24 protein-coding genes are annotated in these 22,968 nt (G+C 65.0%); 14 read left to right on the forward strand and 10 right to left on the reverse strand.

Features of this window, described 5'->3' with window-relative positions:
• The 4 genes from AC24YW_RS14135 to flaF form a co-directional block, all read left to right on the forward strand.
• The coding region (locus AC24YW_RS14135; RefSeq protein ID WP_487483319.1) for a DUF1522 domain-containing protein at window positions 1-1,183 on the forward strand (1,183 nt) is incomplete at its 5' end.
• 326 nt (window positions 1,184-1,509) lie between these two features.
• Complete coding sequence (locus AC24YW_RS14140; protein ID WP_487483320.1) at window positions 1,510-3,789, forward strand: DUF1522 domain-containing protein; 2,280 nt, start codon at window positions 1,510-1,512, stop codon at window positions 3,787-3,789.
• Between the two features lie 220 nt (window positions 3,790-4,009).
• On the forward strand, window positions 4,010-6,304 hold the full coding sequence (locus tag AC24YW_RS14145; RefSeq protein WP_487483321.1) for a DUF1522 domain-containing protein: 2,295 nt from the start codon (window positions 4,010-4,012) through the stop codon (window positions 6,302-6,304).
• 294 nt (window positions 6,305-6,598) lie between these two features.
• On the forward strand, window positions 6,599-6,967 hold the full coding sequence (gene flaF, locus AC24YW_RS14150; protein ID WP_018642830.1) for a flagellar biosynthesis regulator FlaF: 369 nt from the start codon (window positions 6,599-6,601) through the stop codon (window positions 6,965-6,967).
• A gap of 158 nt (window positions 6,968-7,125) precedes the next feature.
• Here the strand turns inward: flaF and AC24YW_RS14155 are convergent, their stop codons facing one another.
• The 4 genes from AC24YW_RS14155 to AC24YW_RS14170 form a co-directional block, all read right to left on the reverse strand.
• The gene (locus tag AC24YW_RS14155; protein WP_487483322.1) at window positions 7,126-7,485 is read right to left on the reverse strand and encodes a hypothetical protein; all 360 of its coding nucleotides are present in this window, start codon (window positions 7,483-7,485) and stop codon (window positions 7,126-7,128) included.
• A gap of 158 nt (window positions 7,486-7,643) precedes the next feature.
• Window positions 7,644-8,141, reverse strand: coding sequence for a hypothetical protein (locus tag AC24YW_RS14160; protein ID WP_487483323.1), 498 nt, complete (start codon window positions 8,139-8,141; stop codon window positions 7,644-7,646).
• 11 nt (window positions 8,142-8,152) lie between these two features.
• Window positions 8,153-8,521: a flagellar assembly peptidoglycan hydrolase FlgJ gene (gene flgJ, locus AC24YW_RS14165; RefSeq protein WP_487483324.1), complete on the reverse strand. Its 369-nt coding sequence runs from the start codon at window positions 8,519-8,521 to the stop codon at window positions 8,153-8,155.
• Window positions 8,521-9,645 carry a flagellar basal body P-ring protein FlgI gene (locus tag AC24YW_RS14170; RefSeq protein WP_487483325.1) on the reverse strand — a complete coding sequence of 375 codons (1,125 nt, stop codon included), beginning with the start codon at window positions 9,643-9,645 and terminating at the stop codon, window positions 8,521-8,523. The genes flgJ and AC24YW_RS14170 overlap by 1 nt, the downstream gene beginning before the upstream one ends.
• A 285-nt stretch (window positions 9,646-9,930) precedes the next feature.
• Here AC24YW_RS14170 and AC24YW_RS14175 point away from each other — a divergent pair, with 285 nt between their 5' ends.
• Window positions 9,931-10,344 carry a flagellar assembly protein FliX gene (locus AC24YW_RS14175; RefSeq protein WP_197951311.1) on the forward strand — a complete coding sequence of 138 codons (414 nt, stop codon included), beginning with the start codon at window positions 9,931-9,933 and terminating at the stop codon, window positions 10,342-10,344.
• A 14-nt stretch (window positions 10,345-10,358) separates the two neighbouring features.
• Here the strand turns inward: AC24YW_RS14175 and AC24YW_RS14180 are convergent, their stop codons facing one another.
• Complete coding sequence (locus tag AC24YW_RS14180; RefSeq protein ID WP_487483326.1) at window positions 10,359-10,730, reverse strand: winged helix-turn-helix transcriptional regulator; 372 nt, start codon at window positions 10,728-10,730, stop codon at window positions 10,359-10,361.
• 164 nt (window positions 10,731-10,894) lie between these two features.
• On the opposite strand from AC24YW_RS14180, the gene AC24YW_RS14185 reads away from it, so the two are divergent.
• Together AC24YW_RS14185 and dksA are read left to right on the forward strand one after the other, a co-directional pair.
• A complete protein-coding gene (locus AC24YW_RS14185) occupies window positions 10,895-11,506 on the forward strand; it encodes an NAD(P)-dependent oxidoreductase (RefSeq protein ID WP_487483327.1) in 612 nt (203 codons plus the stop codon).
• 217 nt (window positions 11,507-11,723) lie between these two features.
• Window positions 11,724-12,089 (forward strand): RNA polymerase-binding protein DksA, encoded by a 366-nt coding sequence (dksA, locus tag AC24YW_RS14190; protein ID WP_085966600.1) that lies wholly within the window; start codon window positions 11,724-11,726, stop codon window positions 12,087-12,089.
• Window positions 12,090-12,427: 338 nt separating this feature from the next.
• Here dksA and AC24YW_RS14195 read toward each other — a convergent pair whose 3' ends face one another.
• Window positions 12,428-12,523, reverse strand: coding sequence for a winged helix-turn-helix transcriptional regulator (locus AC24YW_RS14195; RefSeq protein ID WP_487483328.1), 96 nt, complete (start codon window positions 12,521-12,523; stop codon window positions 12,428-12,430).
• Window positions 12,524-12,575: 52 nt separating this feature from the next.
• Between AC24YW_RS14195 and AC24YW_RS14200 the strand changes: the two genes are divergently transcribed.
• From AC24YW_RS14200 to AC24YW_RS14210, 3 genes are all read left to right on the forward strand, one after another.
• Window positions 12,576-13,604: an SDR family oxidoreductase gene (locus AC24YW_RS14200; RefSeq protein WP_487483329.1), complete on the forward strand. Its 1,029-nt coding sequence runs from the start codon at window positions 12,576-12,578 to the stop codon at window positions 13,602-13,604.
• Window positions 13,605-13,687: 83 nt separating this feature from the next.
• Entirely contained in the window at window positions 13,688-14,467 is a 780-nt protein-coding gene (locus tag AC24YW_RS14205) for a 2-keto-4-pentenoate hydratase (protein ID WP_487483330.1), read from the forward strand.
• Window positions 14,468-14,819: 352 nt separating this feature from the next.
• Entirely contained in the window at window positions 14,820-15,986 is a 1,167-nt protein-coding gene (locus AC24YW_RS14210; protein ID WP_487483331.1) for a PcfJ domain-containing protein, read from the forward strand.
• Between the two features lie 133 nt (window positions 15,987-16,119).
• Here the strand turns inward: AC24YW_RS14210 and flgH are convergent, their stop codons facing one another.
• Genes flgH through flgF form a run of 4 tightly spaced genes read right to left on the reverse strand, consistent with a single transcriptional unit; the run spans window position 16,120 to window position 19,596 of the window.
• Window positions 16,120-16,884: a flagellar basal body L-ring protein FlgH gene (flgH, locus tag AC24YW_RS14215; RefSeq protein WP_487483332.1), complete on the reverse strand. Its 765-nt coding sequence runs from the start codon at window positions 16,882-16,884 to the stop codon at window positions 16,120-16,122.
• Window positions 16,885-16,888: 4 nt separating this feature from the next.
• Entirely contained in the window at window positions 16,889-18,019 is a 1,131-nt protein-coding gene (flgA, locus tag AC24YW_RS14220) for a flagellar basal body P-ring formation chaperone FlgA (RefSeq protein WP_487483333.1), read from the reverse strand.
• A 10-nt stretch (window positions 18,020-18,029) separates the two neighbouring features.
• Window positions 18,030-18,818 (reverse strand): flagellar basal-body rod protein FlgG, encoded by a 789-nt coding sequence (gene flgG, locus AC24YW_RS14225; protein WP_291624068.1) that lies wholly within the window; start codon window positions 18,816-18,818, stop codon window positions 18,030-18,032.
• A 16-nt stretch (window positions 18,819-18,834) separates the two neighbouring features.
• Window positions 18,835-19,596 (reverse strand): flagellar basal-body rod protein FlgF, encoded by a 762-nt coding sequence (gene flgF, locus AC24YW_RS14230; RefSeq protein ID WP_487483334.1) that lies wholly within the window; start codon window positions 19,594-19,596, stop codon window positions 18,835-18,837.
• 383 nt (window positions 19,597-19,979) lie between these two features.
• On the opposite strand from flgF, the gene fliL reads away from it, so the two are divergent.
• The 4 genes from fliL to AC24YW_RS14250 are packed head-to-tail and all read left to right on the forward strand — an operon-like array spanning window position 19,980 to window position 22,927.
• Complete coding sequence (gene fliL / locus AC24YW_RS14235) at window positions 19,980-20,477, forward strand: flagellar basal body-associated protein FliL (protein WP_487483335.1); 498 nt, start codon at window positions 19,980-19,982, stop codon at window positions 20,475-20,477.
• A gap of 20 nt (window positions 20,478-20,497) precedes the next feature.
• Complete coding sequence (gene fliM / locus AC24YW_RS14240; RefSeq protein ID WP_487483336.1) at window positions 20,498-21,700, forward strand: flagellar motor switch protein FliM; 1,203 nt, start codon at window positions 20,498-20,500, stop codon at window positions 21,698-21,700.
• Entirely contained in the window at window positions 21,697-22,143 is a 447-nt protein-coding gene (locus AC24YW_RS14245) for a DUF6468 domain-containing protein (RefSeq protein ID WP_487483337.1), read from the forward strand. Before fliM ends, AC24YW_RS14245 begins: the two co-directional genes overlap by 4 nt.
• Window positions 22,144-22,168: 25 nt before the next feature.
• Window positions 22,169-22,927 (forward strand): MotE family protein, encoded by a 759-nt coding sequence (locus AC24YW_RS14250; RefSeq protein WP_487483338.1) that lies wholly within the window; start codon window positions 22,169-22,171, stop codon window positions 22,925-22,927.
• Window positions 22,928-22,968: the final 41 nt, after the last annotated feature.

Raw genomic sequence — 22,968 nt, forward strand, 5'->3', positions numbered from 1 at the left:
CGCGCCGATCCCGGGCTCGACCGGTGCGCCGAGCGTTCCGACCGGTTTTGGTGCGAGCGGTAACATCCTCACCGACGGCAGCGGCAACTCGACGGTCTACCTGCAGGGCGGCACGGTCAACGACGTGCTGAAGGCGATCGACCTCGCCACCGGCGTGCAGACCGCGACGATCGGCGCCAACGGCGCCGCGACGCTGGCGACGGCCTCCGGCCAGACCAACTCGTCGGTCAACGCCTCGGGCCAGCTGAAGCTCTCGACCGGCGTCAATGCCGACCTGTCGATCACCGGCACCGGCAATGCGCTGAATGCGCTCGGCCTCGCCGGCAACACCGGAACTGCGACCGCCTTCACCGCGGCGCGCACCTCCGGGATCGGCGGCATCAGCGGCAAGACCTTGACCTTCACCTCCTTCAATGGCGGCACGGCGGTCAACGTCACCTTCGGCGACGGCACCAACGGCACGGTCAAGACGCTCGATCAGCTCAACACCAAGCTGCAGGCCAACAACCTGACGGCGACGATCGACGCCAATGGCCTGCTGACGGTCTCGACCACCAACGACTACGCGTCCTCGACCATCGGATCGGCCACCGCTGGCGGTGCGATCGGCGGCACGCTGACGACGTCGCTGACGTTCTCGACGGCTTCCACCCCCGTCCAGGATACGGTTGCCCAGACCTCGCGTGCCAATCTGGTCAATCAGTTCAACAACATCCTCCAGCAGATCGACTCGACTGCGCAGGACTCCTCGTTCAACGGCGTCAACCTCTTGAACGGCGACCAGCTCAAGCTGGTGTTCGACGAAACTGCCAAGTCGAGCCTCAGCATCACCGGCGTGACCTACAACTCCAAGGGTCTGGGCCTCGCTGCGCTGACCAGCGGTGTCGACTTCATCGACAACGCTGCCACCAACAAGGTGCTGACCAACCTCAACGCCGCCTCGAGCACGTTGCGCTCGCAGGCCTCGAGCCTCGGCTCGAACCTGACGATTGTGCAGGTTCGTCAGGACTTCAACAAGAACCTGATCAACGTGCTGCAGACCGGCTCGTCCAACCTGACGCTCGCCGACACCAACGTCGAGGCCGCCAACAGCCAGGCGCTGTCGACCCGCCAGTCGATCGCGGTCTCCGCGCTGTCGCTGGCCAACCAGTCGCAGCAGAGCGTGCTGCAGCTGCTCCGCTAAATCGCGGACGACATCGCAAGACGATCACGGCGGCGGGGCTTCGGCCCCGCCGCTTTCTTTTTGCTTGTTGCTCGCAGATGGAAGGAGCAGGCGAGGCGCGAATAGTAACCAGCGGTTATGGTTAATGGAGCGTAAGCGCCAGGAATCGCCAGTGTTTTCAGTCAGATTGCCGGCCGTGCTCGTGCCGTTGGCTTGCTTATGGTGAACCGGCGCTTATCCCGACCGCGTGCGTTTCACCCTTTGTTAGCCATGTCACGGCACGCTGGCCCAGTCACTCGATCCGGAAGCGATCGAACGAAGACGCGTAAGCCAGAAGGGTAAGAGTCATGTCCGGTATTGTTCTCTCTGCGTCGGTTCGTCAGAACCTGCTCTCTCTCCAGTCCACCGCCGATCTTCTCGCCACCACACAGAACCGTCTGTCGACCGGCAAGAGCGTCAACTCGGCCCTGGACAATCCCACCAACTTCTTCACCGCACAGTCGCTCGACAACCGCGCCAGCGACATCAACAATCTGCTCGACGGCATCGCCAACGGCGTGCAGGTGCTGCAGGCCGCCAACACCGGCCTGACCTCGCTGCAGAAGCTGATCGACTCTGCCAAGTCGATCGCCAACCAGGCGCTGCAGACCACGGTCGGCTATTCCACCAAGTCGAACGTCTCCACCACCATTGCAGGTGCGACCGCGGCCGACCTGCGCGGCACGACTTCGTTCGCCAGCGCGACGGCGAGCAGCAACGTGCTGTATAACGGCACGGCTGGCGGCACCACGGCGGCGACCGGCACCACGACGCTCGGCGCCACCATCGGCGCGTTCACGGGCACGGCGGCGACGGCCGGCGACGGCACCACGGCCCTGACCGGCACCATCACCCTGATCGCCACCAACGGCACGACCGCAACCGGCCTGCTCGGCAACGCCCAGCCCGCCGACGGCGACACGCTGACCGTCAACGGCAAGACCATCACCTTCCGCAGCGGTACCGCTCCGGCGGCGGCCGCCGTTCCGGCCGGCTCGGGTGTCAGCGGCCGCCTCGTCACCGACGGCAACGGCAACACCACCGTTTATCTCGGCACTGCCGGCGCCCCGACTGCGACGGTCGACGACCTGTTGACCGCGGTCGATCTCGCCAGCGGCGTCAAGACGGTCGCCATCAGCGCCGGTGCTGCGACGATTGCCACGAGCAACAACCAGACCGCTTCGAGCGTTGGCGGCGGTGCCGTCACGCTGAGAAGCTCGACGGGTGCGGATCTCAGCGTCACCGGCAGGGCCGACCTGCTCAAGGCTCTCGGCCTGAGCGCATCGGTCGGCGGCGGCAATGCTACCGTCAACGTCAACCGGACCACGACCTCGGCCTCACTCGGTGCGACGATCACCGACGGTTCGACGCTGAACGTCAACGGCCACGTCATCACCTTCAAGAACGCGCCGATCCCGGGCTCGACCGGTGCGCCGAGCGTTCCGAGCGGATATGGTGCGAATGGTGCGGTCGTCACCGACGGCAACGGCAACTCGACGGTCTATTTGCAGGGCGGCACGGTCAACGACGTGCTGAAGGCGATCGACCTTGCCACTGGCGTGCAGACTGCGACGATCAGCGCCAGCGGCGTTGCGACGCTCGCGACCGCGACCGGCCAGTCGAACTCGACGATCAATACGTCCGGTCAGCTCAAGCTCTCGACCGGTATCAACGCCGACCTGGCGATCACCGGCACCGGCAATGTGCTGAACGTGCTCGGCCTCGCCGGCAACACCGGAACTGCGACCGCCTTCACCGCGGCGCGCACCTCCGGCATCGGCGGCATCGCTGGCAAGACCTTGACCTTCACCTCCTTCAATGGCGGCACGGCGGTCAACGTCACCTTCGGCGACGGCACTAACGGCACGGTCAAGACGCTCGATCAGCTCAACACCAAGCTGCAGGCCAACAACCTGGCTGCGACGATCGATGCCAACGGCCTGTTGACCATCACGGCATCCAACGACTATGCGTCCTCGACGCTGGGCTCGACGGCAGCCGGCGGTGCGATCGGCGGCACGCTCACCTCGGCCCTGACCTTCTCGACGGCGTCCACGCCCGTCCAGGATGGCGTTGCCCAGACGGCGCGTGCCAATCTGGTGTCTCAGTTCAACAATATCCTCAACCAGATCGACACCACCGCGCAGGACTCCTCGTTCAACGGCGTCAACCTCTTGAACGGCGATCAGCTCAAGCTGGTGTTCGACGAGACCGCGAAGTCGAGCCTGAACATCACGGGCGTGACCTATAATTCCAAGGGTCTCGGCCTCGCCTCGTTGACCGTCGGCGTCGACTTCATCGACAACGCCGCCGCCAACCGGGTGCTGACCAACCTCAACGCCGCCTCGAGCACGCTGCGCTCGCAGGCCTCGAGCCTGGGCTCGAACCTCTCGGTGGTGCAGATCCGTCAGGACTTCAACAAGAACCTGATCAACGTGCTGCAGACGGGCTCGTCCAACCTGACCCTGGCCGACACCAACGTCGAGGCGGCGAACAGCCAGGCGCTGTCGACCCGCCAGTCGATCGCGGTCTCCGCGCTGTCGCTGGCCAACACCTCGCAGCAGAGCGTGCTCCAGCTGCTCCGCTAACAAGCAGCTGAAATCACTGGATAAAATCGAGCGGCGGGGCCTGTTGCCCCGCCGCTTTTTCTTGCGTCTGAGCGCGGGTAGGGACGTTCATCCGCGGTTAACCCTATCTCTTAAACCGCCGTTAACCATACTTTAAAGGACACCTCCTAAAACTGGACAAAAGGCCGGCTTTCAAGTCCGCGCGGCCGATTCGTATCCGGTTCAAGAGGAAGACTCGCCAATGTCCAACATCGTTCTCTCGGCGTCAGTTCGCCAGAACCTGTTGTCGCTGCAGTCGACGGCCGACTTGCTGGCCACGACGCAGGAGCGGCTGTCGACCGGCAAGAAGGTCAACACGGCGCTCGACAATCCCACCAACTTCTTCACGGCGCAGGGGCTGGACAACCGGGCGAGCGACATCAGCAACCTGCTCGACGGCATCAATAACGGTGTCCAGGTGCTGCAGGCGGCCAACACCGGCATCACCTCGCTGCAGAAGCTGATCGACAGCGCCAAATCGATCGCCAACCAGGCGCTGCAGACCACGGTCGGCTATTCCACCAAGTCGAACGTCTCCACCACGATTCCCGGCGCGACGCCCGCCGACCTGCGCGGCACGACCTCGTATGCGAGCGCGACCGCCAAGAGCAACGTGCTCTATACTGGCGCTGCCGGCGGCGTGACCCCGGTCACGGGAACTGCCGCACTCGGCGCCTCGCTCGGCTCGACCGCCGGCACCTTTACCGGCACGGCCGCGCTCGCCGCCGACGGCACCACCGCACTGTCCGGCACGGCGACGCTGGTCGGCACCACGGCATCGACCACGTTCAGCACGCCGCCCGCGGATGGCGACACCATCACGGTGAACGGCAAGACCATCACCTTCCGCACGGGCACTGCTCCGAGCACCCAGCCGACCGGTTGGGGCCTCGATGCCTCCGGGCACATCGCCACCGACGGCAACGGCAATTCGATCATTTATCAGGGAACGGCGGCCGCGCCCCTAGCGACCGTCAACGACGTCCTCACCGCCATTGACCTTGCCAGCGGCGTCAAGACCGCAACCATCAGCGCAGGCGCGGCCACATTCGCGGTCAGCGGTTCGGCGGGTCCCGTCGGCACGCTCCAGGTGGCATCGTCCATATCGGGCGGCGGCGCGGTGACGTTGAAGAGCTCGACCGGCGCCGATCTCAGCGTGACGGGCAAGGCCGACTTCCTCAAAGCACTCGGCCTGACCTCCGCGACCGGCGCGGGCAACGCGAACGTGACCGCGAACCGCTCGACGACCGCGGGTTCGCTCGGCACCCTGGTCCAGGACGGCTCGACGCTGAACATCGGCGGCAAGACCATCACCTTCAAGAACGCGCAGACGCCGCAATCGACAGCGAGCGTGGCCACCGGCTATGGCGTCAGCGGCAACGTCGTCACCGACGGCAACGGTAACTCGACGGTCTACATCCAGAGCGCGACGCTGACCGATCTGCTCAACGCGGTCGACCTCGCCACCGGCGTCAAGACCGCCAGCATCTTCAATGGCGCGGCAACCATCTCGACCACCGCGGGCCAGATCCCGTCGTCGGTCAACAGCAGCGGTCAGCTTGCGCTCTCGACCGGCATCAATGCCGATCTCTCCATTACCGGCACCGGCAATGCGCTCAGCGCGTTCGGTCTCAGCGGCAACACGGGAACGGCGACCGCCTTCACCGCGGCCCGCACCTCCGGCGTCGGCGGCATCAGCGGCAAGACCCTGACCTTCACCTCCTTCAACGGCGGCACGCCTGTCAACGTCACCTTCGGCGACGGCACCAACGGCACGGTCAAGACGCTGGATCAGCTCAACGCCCAGCTTCAGGCCAACCACCTGACCGCGACGATCGACGCGAACGGCGTGCTCACGGTGACCACGGTCAACGAATACGCTTCTTCGACGCTCGGCTCGACGATCGCGGGCGGCGCGGTCGGCGGCACGATCACCGGCGTTCTCGCCTTCACCACCGCGCAGCCGCCGGTCCAGGATCCCGTGGCGCAGACCGCGCGCTCCAACCTGGTCAACCAGTTCAACAACATTCTGGCCCAGATCGACACGACCTCGCAGGACTCCTCCTTCAACGGCGTCAACCTGCTCAATGGCGACACGCTGAAGCTGGTCTTCAACGAGACCGGCAGCTCGACGCTCAGCATCAACGGCGTGGTGTTCAATGCGGCGGGCCTCGGTCTCAGCAATCTCGTCAACGGCGTCGATTTCATCGACAACGGTGCCACCAACAGGGTGCTGGCCAGCCTGAACGCGGCCTCGAGCACGCTGCGCTCGCAGGGCTCCACGCTTGGTTCGAACCTGTCGATCGTGCAGGTGCGTCAGGACTTCTCCAAGAACCTGATCAACGTGCTGCAGACCGGCTCGTCCAACCTGACGCTCGCCGACACCAACGAGGAAGCGGCCAACAGCCAGGCGCTGTCGACGCGACAGTCGATCGCGGTCTCCGCGCTGTCGCTGGCCAACCAGTCGCAGCAGAGCGTGCTGCAGCTGCTCCGCTAATTCCGCAGCGCAACTTCGCTATTCGAGATTTCGCGGCGGAGCTGATGCTCCGCCGTTCTTTTGAGCAAGATCGCTAAGACGAGATTAGCCGAGATCGACGCGCATGACGCCGAACGAGTTTACATCGTGCGTGCGTGAATCTAGCGTTGCGCCGACGAAGGACTCCGCGCCCCGTAATTCTGCGGAGTACTTCCAAGCACGGTACGTAAGCAAATCTTAAGCGGTGCTGCCTAGGGTTGGGAAAGAAATCCTTAAGCGCGTACAACGCGCTAGGTAACCTCCAGGGTGTGATTGATGTCGAATTCCGCTGCCTCGGCTTATGCGCGTGTTGCAACCACCACCGCATCTCCTCGCGACATCGAGGCGCAGACCCTGCTGAAGGCCGCCAACAAGCTCCAGGACGCGGTGAACAACGCCGATCCGCTCAGCGAGCAGACCATGCAGGCCCTGATGTTCAACCGCAAGCTCTGGACCATCTTCCTGAGCGAGGCGATGCGCGACAGCAATCCGCAGCCGATCGACGTCCGGCAGAAGATCGCCAACATCAGCGTGTTCGTGCTGAGCCAGACCGCCGCGCTGCAGATGAGCCCGCAGTTCGATCACTTCCGTCCGCTGATCGAGATCAACCGCAATATCGCGGCAGGCCTGTCCGGACGGCCGTGACCGGATTCGTGATGGTCGCCATCACAAGCACATCGGCGAAACTCGCGATGTCGGCAGGAGCTGATCACGGCTGGTGGTCTTGCCTCGGCATGCGAACTCCGCGCTGACCGGTGACGGTCAGACGCAGAGCAGAAGCTCCGGCATCGATCGCGTAATCGTCAGGCGCTGCGGTCGGTGCTGAGCGGACGCGAGGGTTCGGATTGCCTATCCAGGGCATGGAAATAGGCCCGCCGGCGCAGCATCGCTTCGTCGGGGAACTGATTGACCACAGCCTCGGTCTTCTCGTTGACGACCTGGAAAACGAACGATGCAGCCGCCTGGTCGAACACGACCTGGCGCGAGATGTTCTCTTGGTTCGGCAAATCATTGCGCACCGGCGCGCTCGTATCGCTTGCGGCGACCGTTTGCCTCACCGGCAGATCAGTTTGCACAGCCTCGTTCGCCGCCGAATTCGACGTCGGTACGATCTGCACGGGGGCCGGGATCCCCACCGGCCTGATGCTGAAATCTGTACTCATGGCAGCCTCCTGGTTGCCTTACGTGAGTCAAATCCCAACCCCTCTAATCACGCAAGCATGGAACACCAGGACTGAACACCCGGTAAGGAAACGTGCCTAACCTCGCGACGCCATCGCCGCGCGGTTTTTCTTAAAATTGTCGGTTGTTCTTTTGCTGCTCAGAGCGAGCGGCTGACCGCCAGCGGCGTGATATGGCGCGGACCTGGCGCTGCGCTGCGTCCGGCGGCCGTATAGGTGTTCGGCACGTTGCGCTTCTGAATCTCGGCGTTGACGCCGCGCACGACGCTTTCGGAAACCGCGTGCGCGGTCGCGAGCACGGTGAGATTGACCTGAAGCATCGCGCGGAACGCATCGTGGTGGCGATGCAGCGTCGAGAGCAGCTCCGGCGCGGACTTCGCGAGCTGGCCCTGGTTTGCCTTCAGCTGGCCGACTGCGCTGACGTAGCTGCGCGACAATTCCTGCTTCTTGCCCTCGAGCGTCATCGCCTCGCGGACCTTGCCGGCGCGGACGAGCTCGGTCTCGCGCTCGATCAATCCGAGCAGGGCGCTCATTGCGTCCATCAGATCTTCGGCGAGCTTGCGCGCCTCGCTGCTGACGGGCGCGCTGCCCGGACGCTGGGCCTGCATCGGCTGACGTGACGCGTTGAAATGGTTCATCTCGTTTGACCTTATGCCGTGCGGATCGTTTTCGCCTGCTGCAGGATCAGGGTACGGTAGACGTCGCTGGCGACGCCGACGCCGCCCGCCTTGGCGAAGTTCTGGGAATATTGCTCGGTCAGCATCGAGCGCCACACGCCGGTGCCGGGCGTGTCGCCGAACGGGCCTTCGCCCTTCAGGCCCGAGGTCATCTGCGCGAACATGCTGTTGAGGAACATCGCCTCGAAGTCGGTGGCGGTCTTCTGCGCCTTTGCCTGTTGCTGCGGCGAGACCTTTTGCAGTGCGGCGGCGAGCTCGAAGTCCGGCCGGCCGTTGCGGCTCTCGACCGAGAAGGCCGAAGCGGTGGCGAGGCGAGGGGTGTTGATCGCGCTGGTCTGCATCACATCACCTCGATGTCGGCTTCGATGGCGCCGGCGGCCTTGATCGCCTGGAGGATGCTGATCATGTCGCGGGGGCCGATGCCGAGGCCGTTGAGGCCGTCGACGAGCTGCTGCAGCGAGACGCCGTCCTTGACGAGCGCCAGCTTCTTGCCGTCCTCGGTGACGGTGACGCTGCTGCGCGGCGCGACGACGGTACGGCCGCGCGACAGCGGATTGGGCTGGCTCACCTGCGGGCTCTCGGAGATCGTGACCGTGAGGTTGCCCTGCGCCACCGCGACGGTGGCGACGCGGACGTCGCGGCCCATCACGATGATGCCGCTGCGCTCGTCGATGACGATCTTGGCGGCGAGATCAGGGTCGACCTGCAGCTGCTCGATCTCGGTGAGGAAAGCGACGACGTTGCCCTTGAACTCGGGCGGGATCGACAGCTGCACCGTCGAGGGATCGATCGGCTCGGCGGTCTTGACGCCGAGATAGTCGTTGACCGCGGCCGCGATGCGCTTGGCGGTGGTGAAGTCGGGGTTGCGCAGCGCCAGGCGGACGTTCGGCAGCCGGTTGAGCGCGAACTCGATCTCGCGCTCGATGATGGCGCCGTTGGCGATGCGCCCCACCGTCGGGACGCCGCGCACGATCTTGGCGGCCTCGCCCTCGGCCTGGAAGCCGGAGATCGCGAGCGAGCCCTGCGCCACCGCATAGACGTTGCCGTCGGCGCCGAGCAGGGGGGTGACCAGCAGGGTGCCGCCCTGGAGATTCTTGGCATCGCCGAGCGCGGACACGGTGACGTCCATGCGCGTGCCCTGGGTGGCGAAGGCCGGCAGGTTGCCCGTGACCATGACGGCGGCGACGTTGCCGGTGCGGATGGTGGCGCCGCGGATGTTGACGCCCATGCGCTCGAGCATCGCCTGCAGCGACTGCTTGGTGAAGGGGATGTTGTTGAGCGTGTCGCCGGTGCCGTTGAGGCCGACGACGAGGCCGTAGCCGATGAGCTGGTTCTGCCGCACGCCCTCGATATTGGCGAGATCCTTGATGCGCGATGTCGCCGCCGCCGAGGTGACCGACAGCGCCAGCGCCGACAGCGCGGCGCAGGCCAACCCAACAATCCTCACCCAACGAACGCCTGGCATCTCTGCTCCCCAAGGCCTCTCAGAAAAGGCCCCTCAAATCGGACAGGACGTGCACGACACTCCCATGACGAGCTGGTCCGGCGCTTTCCTTGCGAGCGCTGTGCCAACGTGGGGCGGCGAGGGTAGGTCGCTGAATAGGTTGAATAAATCTGTTTCGACCGCTGTCAGCACTGGTTCGCCGTGAGGAGCGAAACTGCCGCCTGTCGGCAGATTTTGCCGGGCCGTTTACGCACCGTTAACCATAAGACAGCGAAGGTGAGGCATCGATCACCCGGATTCTTGCCGATGCGCATCTACGGACCGAACGGCACCACGCTTGGCACGCCCGCCAGCCAGGCCAGGCGGACGGGCTCCGGCAGCTTCGTGCTGCCCGACACCTCATCGGCGCAGGAGACGCGCAGCGCTGCCGCACCGAAGGCGGCGGCCAACATCGATGCGCTGCTGGCGTTGCAGGGTGTCGAAGAGGATCCGGTCGAGCGCCGCAAGCGCTCGGTCGCACGCGGCAGGACTGCGCTCGACGTGCTCGACGATCTCAAAATGGGGCTGCTGTCGGGCAATCTCGACGCCTCGACCGTGATGCGGCTGCGTGATGCGGCGGCCAACCTGAAATCGTCCTCAGGCGATGCCGGTCTCGATGCGGTGCTCTCCGAGATCGAGCTGCGGGTCGAGGTCGAGCTGGCCAAGGCCGGACAGGCGTAATCGCGCAGGCTGTCTTACGCCGCTTCCTCCTTCAGCTGCGCATCATAGCGCCGCTGGGCGGCGAGCACGTCTGTCAGATTCTGCTCGGCCCAATCGCGCAAGGGATCCACCGCCGCCGCGAGCGTCAGCCCGAGCTGGGTGATCGAATATTCCACCGTCACGGGCACGGTCGCGATGGCACGGCGCCTGATCAGGCCGTCGCGTTCGAGCGACTTGAGCACCTGGCTCAGCATCTTCTGCGAGATGCCTTCAATCGTGCGGCGCAGCTGATTGAAGCGCATCGGCTCCTCGCGCAGGAGCAAGAGGATCAGCACCGCCCATTTGTCGCCGACGCGATCGAGAATTTGGCGGGTGGGGCAGTTCGCTGCGTAGACGTCGGGTTTCATCGTCGGTCCTCGGAAATCCATACCGTTGCCTGGGGTGCACGCGTCGGTTGTATGCGATTCAGTTACCTCGGCGTAATTAGGTAAGCACAAAGTGCTCTCTTAACACCAGCGCTCCTTGCGATATCTAGTAACCGTCAGTTACCACAGAAGCAAAGGAGCCTTCCATGAAAATCGCAGTCGCCGGCGCCTCGGGCCGGGCGGGGTCGGAGATCACCAAGGAACTGTCCCGCCGCGGCCACACGGTCACGGCAATCGCCCGGAACCCGGACAAGATCGCGGCCCTGCCGAACGTCACGCCGACCAAGGGGGACGTGCTCGACCAGGCGGGCCTCGCCAAGCTGTGGGCCGGTCACGACGTCGCCGTGAGTTCCGTGCACTTCTTGGCCAGTGATCCGCTCAAGCTGATCGGCGCGGCGAAGGACTCCAAGGTCGGTCGCTACCTCGTGGTGGGCGGCGCCGGGAGCCTTGAGGTTGCACCCGGCGTGAAGCTGGTCACGACTCCCAATTTTCCGGCCCAATACAAGGCTGAAGCGGAGGCGGGCTCGGCCTTCCTGGACCTGCTGCGGCAGGAAAAGGACTTGAACTGGACCTTCATCTCACCCTCGGCGCTGTTCGTGGAGGGAGAACGCACGGCCAAGTTCCGGCTCGGGACTGACCAGCTTCTCGCAGATGCGAACGGCAAGAGCTGGATCACCTTCGCCGACTACGCCATTGCGCTTGCCGACGAGATCGAAAAGCCAGCCCACCTGAAGCAGCGCTTCACGGTCGGCTATTAAGGTCCGCAAGCCGCCCCCGAGCCCTCAAGGATAAACCTTCCTGTGCAAGGGCTTGGGGGCGAGGACCTGGCGGTGAGGGAAATATTGTCTGTCACGGGAGGCCACTATATAAGGCCCGGCTCAACGGACCCCGGTCCGTCCGCGAGTCGTTGCTTAAGAAGATAGGCCTCCCTTGGAAAAGTTGAAAAACTACCGACCGACCGACAAAGAGCCTTTCATGAACGACCGGCAGAAGGAGTACTTCCGTTTGAAGCTCCTCGCCTGGAAGGATGAGATCCTCAAAGAGTCCAAGCTCACCCTGCAAGCCCTGCAGGAGGAGAACGTGAACCACCCCGATCTCGCCGATCGGGCCTCGTCCGAAACCGACCGTGCCATCGAGCTCCGCGCCCGCGACCGCCAGCGCAAATTGATCGCCAAGATCGACGCCGCGCTCCAGCGTATCGAGGACAACACCTACGGCTATTGCGAGGAAACCGGCGAGCCGATCTCGTTGAAGCGGCTCGAGGCCCGGCCCATCGCGACGCTTTCGGTGGAAGCGCAGGAGCGCCACGAGAAACGCGAGAAGGTTTATCGCGACGAATAAGGTCCCGAGCCGCAGAGATGCGGCTCTTTGTTTTTGGACGCAAGGCGCGCCATTTCGCGCCATGCTCGGCATATTGCCCGTGGCTTGCCGTCGCACCCACCATGGCGATTGCGCGATCGCGAAAAGTGAATCGCGATCAACGGGCTAGACTGGATTGCTCCGAGCTCACGTGAGTTCGGATGAGAAACAGCCTTCACTTCAGGTGCGGGAGATTTTGCGAGTCGCATCAACGAGATCGACTCTGATGTTGAGACGCTGATCCAGCTGCATCAAGCATCGCTGCAATCAGGCCTGCTGCGACGTCTCAAGACGGGCCTCCCCATAAAGCCTGGACCAGCTCAATATTTCCTTAAACGCTCGAGCTCGCGCAGCTGCGTCGTCAGCATGTGCTGGATGATGCCGCCGATCGAGCGCCGCAAGGCGCCGAAAACCAACCGCGCCGTTCATCGGCGCAAATAGGACCTCCAGCTTGAGGGAATGTGGGTCATGAGCACTGTTCTGGTCACCGGCGGGTCTGGCTTCGTCGGCATCCATGTCGTCCTGCAACTTCTGGCCGCCGGCCATGCCGTGCGGACGACGGTGCGCCGGCCGGAGCGTCAGGCCGATGTGATCGCCATGTTGCGCGAGGGCGGGGCGGCGATGCCCGAGGGCGTGGCCTTCGTCACCGCCGATCTGACCCGGGACGACGGCTGGCAGGCGGCGGTCGCGGGCTGCGACTACGTGCTCCATGTGGCGTCCCCGCTCTCGACCACCGTCCCGACGGACGAGAGCGAGATGATCATCCCCGCCCGCGACGGAACGCTCCGGGTGCTCCGGGCCGCGCGCGCGGCCGGCGTCAAAAGGGTCGTCATCACCTCGTCGCTGGGCGCGATCGGCTACGGCCATCCGCCGCGCGACAAGCCGTTCGACGAGACCGAATGGACCAATCTCGCCGGTGTCGAAGGCCAACCCTACATCAAGTCCAAGACGCTGGCCGAGCGGGCGGCCTGGGATTTCGTCGCGCGCGAGGCGGATGGGCTGGAGCTGTCGGTGATCAACCCTGCCGCTGTCTTCGGTCCGGTGCTGGGGCCGGATTTCTCCGGCTCGATCGAGATCGTCAAATCGCTGCTCGACGGTGCCATGCCGGCCGTGCCGCGGGTCTATTTCGGCGTAGTCGACGTCCGCGACGTCGCCGAGTTGCACCTGCGGGCGATGACCGCGCCGGAGGCGAAAGGCGAGCGTTTCATCGCTGTCTCCGGCGAGACGATGTCGATCCTCGACATCGCCCGCGTGCTGCGGCGGGAACTCGGGCCGCGGGCGCGCCGGGTTCCGCGGCTCGAGGCGCCGGACTGGCTGGTGCGGCTGGCCGCGCGCCGGATTGCGCTGCTGCGTGCAGTCGTGCCGATGCTCGGAAAGGTGAGACATTCCACCAGCGCCAAGGCCAAGTCGCTGCTCGGCTGGCAGGCGCGCTCCAATGAGGAGGCGATCCTTGCGACCGCCGAGAGCCTGATCCGGCTCGGCCTCGTCAAGGGGTGAGGGCACGCCACCCGCGCTTGTCAGGCCGGAGCGGGGATGCTGAAGTGCCGCCCTTCGACTGCGTAGCGTGGGAGGCGGCGCCGATGGACAAGATTCTCGAAGCCGCAAAGGCGATCGCGCTGGCGCGCCGCAACCACGCCCCGCTCGCGGCGCTGGAGCGGCCCCCTGCGGACGAAGCCGAGGGCTATCAGGTCCAGCGCACCCTGCACGATCTGCTGCTGCCGCATGTCGGTCCGCTCGTCGGCTACAAGATCGGCTGCACCAGCCAGGTGATGCAGGACTATATCGGCATCCCGCACCCTTGCGGCGGCGGCGTGTTCCAGAAGGGCGTCCATGACAGCGGCGCGAAGCTCGCCGCCTCCAATTATGTCCGGGTCGGCGTCGAATGCGAGATCGCGGTGCGGCTGAAGCGCGACCTTGCCGCCGGCGAGGCGCCTTTCACGGCCGAATGGGTCGGCGAGGCGGTCGAGGCCTATCATCCCGCGATCGAGATCGTCGATGACCGCTACGTGAAATGGGAGACGATGGGCGCGCCGACCCTGATTGCCGACGATTTCTTCGCCGCCGGCTGCGTGCTGGGTCCCTTGGTCCCGCGCTCGTCGGTGCCGGACCTCAAGGCGGTCAAGGGCCGCGCGATTCTCAACGGCGAGGAGGTCAGCCACGGCACCGGCGCCGACGTGCTTGGCCATCCCCACAATGCGCTCGCCTGGCTCGCCAACCATCTCGCCGCCGAGGGCAAGGGGCTGCACGCCGGGCAGCTCGTGCTCACCGGCAGCCTGGTCAAGACGCTGTGGCTGAAAGCCGGCGACAAGGTGCGGATGGAGCTGGACGGGCTCGGCGTGGTGGAGGCGGAATTTACGTGAGGGGGCAGGGGGCACATCGGCACTCTCCGTCATTGCGAGGAGCTCTTGCGACGAAGCAATCCAGAATCCTGTTGCGGAGACAGACTGGATTGCTTCGCTGCGCTCGCAATGACTGAGTTTGGGCAACAGCGTTGCTAAAATGTCGCGAGCTCTCTCGCTGTGCGCAGTTTCCGAATTTTAGACGGGACGCATCTTGCGCCCGCCGGCAAACGGGTCTATGAGCCCCGTCCCATTCAACCTGCGCGTTTAACAATGAGGAGACCAGCCGTGAGTCCTTTGTGGCGATCGACACATTCCGTGCCGACGCTCTCAGTGCGTCCGGCTGACAGTCATCCAATCATGTTGAACGACAATGGCCCAGTCATTGATTCAGCGCCGGCGGGAGGCCGAGCGCGCGCGGGTTGAAGCCTACGAGCTGTCGCTGCGACATGTGTCGCAGCGGACGCGTCCTCCAGCCGATTTCGAGACCGCGATCTACGAAGCCAGGCGTGGTTTCGAGGCAGACATCGTGCGCGATGCCGAGGCTTGGCAGCCGCGAATGAAGACCCGCGATGCGGCGCGTCTTCGTCTTGCCGCGGCTCGCTATCTCTTTGCACGCTATCCCGTCGCAGAACATTTGGAGCAGGTCTGGATCGATGGCGCGGGACTGGACGGCGACGAGATCCGTTTGCGCAAGCGCTGGTACATCGCGGCGGCCGGCGGCGGTTCGCTCTACGCTGTCGGTGCGGCCGAATGGCTGTCTCGCAAGGAGGTCCATGCGTTCCTCAATCCCCTGGGGAAGGTCGGCTTCGAGGCCGCGATCTGGCAGGCGATTGCGCGTTCCTATGCGGCCGATCCCGCTGTTGCGATGCGGATCGCGCGCACCAGGATCACGCTGACGCAGCGTGCTCAGCATCGCTTCTGGCGCGAGGTGGTGCGCTTCTTCTGCGCGCATCCCACCACGGTCGAGGACATGGACGACTTCCATGACTACCTCGCCGATTGCCACCGGCGCGATCCCGCGTACACCCTCAAGGGGCGCTCACTGGTTTCGCTTGGGCGGCAGATGCGCGAATGGCATCGCGATCTCGATGCGATTGCTCGTATCGAGGCCGCACGCCGTCGCGCCGAGGCGGCGCGAAACCGTGCGCGGGGGCTGGCAGCAGGCCCCGAGCAGAGCGAGGACCGTTGGCCCGGTGCAGCGATCGCGGACTGGTCATGGACCAAGTCGTCCAAGGACCGGGCCAAGCGCGAAGAATATGTTGTGGTCCAGTTGCGGACCGCAGCCGATCTCGTGGCTGAGACGCGGGGCATGCGTCACTGCGTCGCCACTTACGCGACAAAGTGCATTGCCGGGCATGCCTCGATCTGGTCGCTCCGTCGCCGTGCCTCGGGTGACGTCCAGCGGCTGCTGACTATCGAGCTTGATACCCGTTCCCGGGCGGTTCAGGTTCGCGGGTTTGCGAACCGCCCGCCGTTTGCCGAGGAGAGCAAGATCCTCCAGCGGTGGGCGCAAGCGCGCGGGATCATGCTGCTGTGAGCGAAGCCTGCGCCGCGTCGGCGGCGCAGGCAGAATACATGCGGCCCTCGCCAGGGGAGCTAGCGAGGGCCGCGTAGTACATCGTCGTTCGCGCCTTTAGTTCGCGAGCACGATGTGGGAGCTCGGGAGAAGTTTAGAAGGGCAGCAGCACGTCCATGACCTGCTGGCCGTAGCGCGGCTGCTGCACGTCGGTGATCTGGCCGCGGCCGCCATAGGCGATGCGGGCCTGGGCGATCTTGGTGGAATCGATCGTGTTGTCGCTCTGGATGTCCTCGGGGCGGACGATGCCGGCGACGATCAGCTCGCGAATTTCGAAATTGACGCGGATCTCCTGCTTGCCTTCGACGACGAGGTTGCCGTTCGGCAGCACCTGGGTCACCACGGCGGCGACGTTGGTCTGCAGGGCTTCCTTGCGGTCGACGCTGCCCTTGCCCTCGCTCGACGAGGTCGAGTCGGCGGTCAGGACGCGGCCGGGCAGGATCTTGTTGGCCTGGGTAATGGTGCTGGCGCCGATGAAGTTGGTGATTCCCGAATCTTCCTTGTTGGAGCGGCTGCGCGAGGTGTCGTTCTCGATGTTGGCCTTGTCAGTGATGTTCACGGTCACGGTCAGGAGATCGCCGACCTGGCGTGCGCGCTGGTCCTTGAAGAAGGCGCGGCTGCCGTTGCGCCACAGCGAGTTCGGATTGTAGGAGGCGACCTCGGGCTTGGGCATCGGCATCTGCACCGGCTTGTAGCCGGGCTGCGCGGTCGGATTGTCGATCGCCGACAGCTTCGGCTGCTCGCCGATCTGCGACAGGCGGTCGATCGAGGAGCAGCCGCTCGCCAAGGCGCAAGTCGCCAGCAGTAGGGCGGAGGTCGCGATGCGACGAAGGCGGGAGGCCGAACTGAACGTGGACATGAATCTACTCTGACTTGGCTGGAGCTTGCGAGAGGCGAACTTGCGGAATCTGGGCTTGGGCGATCTCGGCGGCGGACGCGGGCGCCTGGACCAGGCTCTGCGCCAGGGCAGCGGCCGCCGGCACGGCGTCGCGCTTGACCGATGAGGTCTGCTCGACCGCCGGTGCCATCGGCGCGGACTGGCTGGCGCCCTGGACGGTCACCTGGCCGCGGCCGGTGACGGTGCCGGTCAGCGTGCGCTTGGACTGCAGATTGAGCACGCTGACGGTGTCGCCCTCGGCGCCGCTCTCGACCGCCTTGCCGCGCGTGGTGAGATAGAGGCCCGGCACCTGGTAGATGATGGTGACGGCCTGATCGCGCACCACGAAGTCGGGCTTGACGAGGTCGGCGGCGCGGATCGGCGTGCCCGCGCGCATTCCTCGGCGCAGCTGCATGCCGATGCTGCGGTCGCGCGAGGCAGGCTCGCCGGCGACCTCGGCCTTCGGCCGGCGCTCCAACGACATGTCGGAGGATTTCAGGAGCTCGGCGCGGTCGATGTCGCGGGTCAGCACGGCCACCTCCACCGTCTCGATCGCGGTGCCGGTGAAGCGCAGCTTGGTCGGCGCGGCGTTGCCGTCGTTGGCGATCTCGAAGGCGATGTCGAAACGGCCGCTGCGGGCATCATAGCGGGTTGCGACCGGCTGCAGCGCGCCGCTGTTGGAGGCGTCCAGCCGCATCTCGGCGACGCTGCGGTCGAACGTGATGGTGAGGTTGGCGGCGTCTCCGAGGCCGAAGCGGCGCTCGAGAGCCGCGGCGACCGCGTTCTCGATATCCTTGCTCGCGAGCGTGCGCGCGAGGCGGGTGACCTGGACCTCCTTGATGTCGCCGGTCATGACGCCGATCACCTGTTTGGCCCGCAGCACCGACAACACCTGGCCGGCCGTCAGCGTGCCGGTGGTGCCGAGATCGGGCGAGCGGTAGACCGGGATCAGCGCGGCCGATCCGGCGTTGTCGATGAGATCGCCGATCCGCACCACGTCCGAGGTCACGGTGACGCTTGCGCGCAGCGTCGGCGCGGCGATGAAATCGTCGGCAGCCGCTGCCGGCAAGGCCAGCGCGAGAAGGGTGGAGATGGCGGCGAGGGTGGCGCGGATCATCGTCATCACCTCAGCGGAACAGCGCCGTGGTCGATTGCATCATCTGGTCGGCGGCGCTGATCACCTTGGCGTTCATCTCGTAGGCGCGCTGGGCGGCGATCAGGTCGCTCATCTCCGAGACGACGTCGACATTGGCCTGCTCGAGGCTTCCTTGCGTGAGCTTGCCGTAACCCTCGGTGTTCGCGGTGCCGTCCTGCGGCGCGCCGGACGAGGGCGTCTCGGTGAACTGGTTGTTGCCGACCGGCTGCAGGCCCGCCTTGTTGATGAAGCGGGTCACGCCGATCTGGCCGACGATCGAGGAGGTCGTTGAGCCCGGCAGCGTCACCGAGACCTGGCCCTGCTCGCTCACGGCGATGCCGGAGGCGTTGTTGGGGATGGTGATGGTGGGCTGCACCGGGTTGCCCTGCGCGGTGACGACGCGGCCCTGATTGTCCATCTGGAAGGTGCCGTCGCGGGTGTACTGGAAGGTGCCGTCGGGCATCAGGATCTTGAAGAAGCCCTCGCCCGAGATCGCGAGATCGAGGTCGTTGCCGGTCTGCGACAGCGTGCCTTGCGTCATGCTACGCGGCGTGCCGACGGTCTTGACGCCGCCGCCGATGTCGACGCCGACAGGCAGGATGGTGCCCTGGTCCGACGACTGGGCGCCGACGCGGCGGACGTGTTCGTAGATCAGGTCCTGGAACGCCGCCGTCTGCTTCTTGAAGCCGGTGGTGCGCAGGTTGGCGATGTTGTTGGAGATCACCTGAACGTTGAGTTCCTGTGCCGCCATTCCGGTCGCTGCGGTGTGAAGCGCCTGCATCTCAGTTCTCCTTCAATCAGGCCGGAACGTCGGCGAGCTTCTCGATCGCCGATTTGTGGAGGTCGCTCTGCTGCTGCAGCAGGTTGGCGACCGCGGCGTAGCTGCGCATCACCTCGACCATGCGGGTCATCTCGCCGACTGCATTCACGTTCGACTTCTCGACATAGCCCTGCTGCAGGGTGGACTTGGTGTCGGGCTGCTGGTTCGCCGCGCCGGCGGCGTAAAGATTGGCGCCGAGCTTGGTCAGCTTGGTCGGGTCGTCGAACGACACCATGCGGATCTTGCCGCGGATCGAGTCGGTGCGCGCCGTGCCCTCGAGCACGGTGACGGTGCCGTCGGGTGCGACGTTGATGTCGTGGTCGGTGGGCTGGAAGGTGATCGGGCCGGCATTGCCGAGCACGAGATTGCCGTCGGCGGTGACGAGCTGGCCGGTGCTGTTGAGCGAGAACTTGCCGTCGCGGGTATAGAACTCGCCACCATTGGTCTGCACCGCGAAATAGGCGCCGCCGTTGATCGCCATGTCGAGCGGATTGTTGGTCGGCTCCATCGGCCCTTGGCTGACGTTGCGGAAGGTGCCGCGGTCCTGAACATAGGAGACCTGGCGGTCGCGGCCGATGAAATTGTCCTCACGCGCGTTCGAGTTCAGATACTCCTCGAACAGCGAATGATCGGACTTGAAGCCGTTGGTGTTGGCATTGGCGACGTTGTTGGCGATGACATCCATCTGCCGCTCCAACGTCATCTGCCGTGACAAGCCGATCAGACGCGCGTTCTGCATCGGAAATCTCCCCTGAGTAGATCTGCCATTTCGCTCTCCCAAGCGCCGTGGCGGACCCCGTGACCGAGACCGTCGGGTTCTCCCAAACCGTGAGGTCTCGCCCCTCTCTCAGCGAAAGCTGTGCCAACCAGAAAAGATGTTTGTTTTCAACATTTTGTCTATTCTTGACCTGTGCGAGCGGGCGGCAGAAAGGTTCTGTTAGCCATGTTTGCCCGGCAGATTTTTCCTAGCAGAGGCCCAATCGAAAGATTCCGTTAACCATTATTACCGTAGCGTTTGTGTATCAGAGGAGCGCATTGCGCTGGGGCATTCGTATCGCGTCGTTGTCTGCCAGGAGGCTTCGCTCTTTCGACCCCTTTGAGAGATGAACGGGCGCGGCAACCATGGCAGAGAATGAGGAAGGCGGCGCAGCCGCCGAGGGCGCGGAAGCCGCTCCGCCGAAGAACAAGCTCAAGCTCATCATCATGGTCGTCGGCGTGCTTGCCGTGCTCGGCGGCGGCGCCGCGACCTGGTTCTTCTTCTTCCGTCATGGCGGCGATGAGCATCATGCCGAGGCCGCGCCGCCGCCGAAGCCGCCGGCTTTCGTCGACGTTCCCGACCTCATGGTCAATCTCGCCGGTTCGCCCGGCGAGCGCGTGCAATATCTGCGGCTGAAGATCGTGCTGGAGCTGAAGGAAGAGAAGCAGGTCGAGGCGATCAAGCCGACGATGCCGCGCGTCACCGACATCTTCCAGACCTATGTGCGCGAGCTGCGCCCGTCCGACCTCAACGGTTCGGCCGGCATCTTCCGCCTCAAGGAGGAACTGACCAAGCGCGTCAACGCGGCGGTCGCCCCGATCCAGGTCAGCGCCGTGCTGTTCAAGGAAGTCGTGGTCCAGTGAGCATGACGGGCTAGGGGATCATGGCGGGCAACGACCAAGTCGACCAGGATGCAATTGCCGCCCAGTGGGAGGCCTCGCTCGATAGCGAGGATCCCGCCGAGGCGGCAAAGGCTGCCGCCGAGAACGAGCTGTCGGAGACCATGGCCCTGCAATGGGCCGCCATGGTCGAGGACGGCAGCCGCGATCTCGGCACTGGCAAGAACTCCGGGGAGCGGGTGCTGTCCCAGGAGGAGATCGACAATCTCCTCGGCTTCACCGTCGGCGACGTCACGCTCGACGACCATTCCGGCATCCGCGCGATCATCGATTCGGCGATGGTCTCCTACGAGCGTCTGCCGATGCTCGAAATCGTCTTCGACCGCCTGGTGCGGCTGATGACGACCTCCTTGCGCAACTTCACCTCCGACAACGTCGAAGTCTCGCTCGACCGCATCACCTCGGTGCGCTTCGGCGACTACATGAACTCGATCCCGCTGCCCGCCGTCCTCACCGTCTTCAAGGCCGAGGAGTGGGAGAACTTCGGCATGGCGACGGTCGATTCCAACCTGATCTATTCGATGATCGACGTGCTGCTCGGCGGCCGCCGCGGCACCAGCCAGCTGCGCATCGAGGGCCGGCCCTACACCACGATCGAGACCGAGCTGGTCAAGCGTCTGGTCGAGGTGGTGCTGACCGATGCCGAGCAGGCGTTCCGGCCGCTGTCGCCGGTGACCTTCACGATCGACCGGCTCGAGACCAATCCGCGTTTCGCCGCGATCAGCCGTCCCGCCAACGCCGCGATCCTGGTGCGCCTGCGCATCGACATGGAAGACCGCGGCGGCAATATCGAGCTGCTGCTGCCTTACGCGACCATCGAGCCGATCCGGGGCGTCCTGCTCCAGATGTTCATGGGCGAAAAGTTCGGCCGCGATCCGGTCTGGGAGGGCCATTTCGCCACCGAGATCGTGCAGGCCGAGATCGCCGTGGACGCCGTGCTCTACGAGGCCGACATTCCGCTCAAGCAGCTGATGCGGCTCAAGGTCGGCGACACGCTGCCGCTCGACATGCGCGCCGACGCCAACGTCACCGTGCGTTGCGGCGACGTCACGCTGACCGAGGGGCGGATGGGCCGGGTCGGCGACCGCGTCGCGATCCGTGTGACGAAACCCTTGCGCAAGCCAAGTACGACACTTGCGATGTTCGAGAAGGTGGACGAGCAGAACAAGATGATGGAGGCCCCATGAACCACTCCCTGGGAATGGCGATCGAGACGCTGGTGGCTATCCTGCTGATGCTGACGATCGTCTACTGCGTCATGCTCAACAAGCGCCTGACGCGGCTGAAGGCGGACGAGCATTCGCTGAAGGCGGTCATCGCCGAGCTGATCACCGCGACCGAGATCGCCGAGCGCGCGATCGGCGGGCTGAAGCTCGCCGTGCGCGACGTCAACGAGAACCTCGGCAGCCAGCTCGCCGCCGCGACGCAGATGTCGGATCAACTCTACAAGCAGCTCGGCGAGGCCGACAACGTGGTGCGGCGCCTGTCCAAGATCGCGATCGCCGCGCGCCCCGTCACCAATCCGGAGACTGTCGCCGCGCCCGCGGCCAAGCCGTCGAGCGCGAAGGCGGTGGCGGCCGCCGCCGAAGCCTTCTCAGAGCGCCGACGATCCAACGGGCTTGCCGCATGAAGTCCTTGCCGCATGAAGTCAGGGTATGAAGTCCTTTCGTAACATCCGCGTCATTCCGGTCGTCCTGGTCGCCGTCGCCGGCCTCGCCACGCTGAAGGTGGCGGGCCTAGCGATCAACGGCGGCTATGTGTTCGACTACAAGCCGAACCTGGGCAAGAAATCCTGGGCGGAAGAGAACCTGAATTTCCCGACCGGCCGCGACGATCTCGACATCACGGGATCGAGCGCGCCGAAGGAACCACCGAAGCCGGCCGCACCCGAGACCAAGATGGAGGGCGGCACCCCGGTCAAGATCGACGAGACCCAGCCGCAGATCTCGGCCTCGGAGCGCGCGGTCCTGGAACGGCTGCAGGCGCGGCGGCAGGAGATCGAGGCGCGCCAGCGCGAGATCGACATTCGCGAAAGCCTGCTCAAGTCCGCCGAGAAGCGCATCGAGAACAAGGTCGAGGAGATGAAGGCGGTGGAAACCCGCATCTCCGCGACCCAGGCCGAGCAGAAGGCCGCCGAAGCCCAGCGCATGAAGGGCCTCGTGACCATGTACGAGGGCATGAAGCCCAAGGACGCCGCGCGGGTGTTCGACCGGCTCGAAATGGGCGTGCTGATCGAGATCGCCTCGGCGATCGCGCCGCGCAAGATGTCGGACATCCTGGGCCTGATGTCGTCGGAAGCCGCCGAGCGGCTGACCGTCGAGATGGCCCGCCGCGCCAATGGCGGCGGCGATCAGTCCGCTTCGGCCGGCGAATTGCCCAAGATCGACGGCAAGCCGACGCAAAAGCCGAATTGAGGGCTCATACTTAAGAAGTCCTTAATTGGCAAAACCTTAGA

This window comes from Bradyrhizobium sp. USDA3516 (genome assembly GCF_057651995.1).